1 rRNA gene is annotated in these 255 nt (G+C 65.9%); it reads left to right on the top strand.

The features are described from left to right. Positions 1–255, top strand: a 23S ribosomal RNA gene (locus ACOQFL_RS22900); the annotation flags it as partial.

Here is a 255-nt window from a genome sequence, read left to right as displayed (position 1 = left end):
GGCAGCGAGGGGGTGACGCAGGAGGGTAGCCCATCCCGGGCGATGGTTGTCCCGGGGTAACGGTGTAGCACGCAGGTCCAGGCAAATCCGGGCCTGTGCAGGTGTGAGACCGGATGCCGAGCCGGTGTGGCGAAGTGGGTGATCCCCGGCTGCCGAGAAAAGCCTCTAGCGAGGGGCCGCGTGGTCCGTACCCGAAACCGACACAGGTGGTCTGGTAGAGCATACCGAGGCGAGCGGGGTAACCGTGGTTAAGGA

Source organism: Actinopolyspora sabaoui (assembly GCF_051225635.1).
Classification (GTDB): domain Bacteria; phylum Actinomycetota; class Actinomycetes; order Mycobacteriales; family Pseudonocardiaceae; genus Actinopolyspora.
The sequence above is the reverse complement of the archived record's forward strand: the minus strand, read 5'-3'. Positions and strand labels throughout refer to the sequence as shown.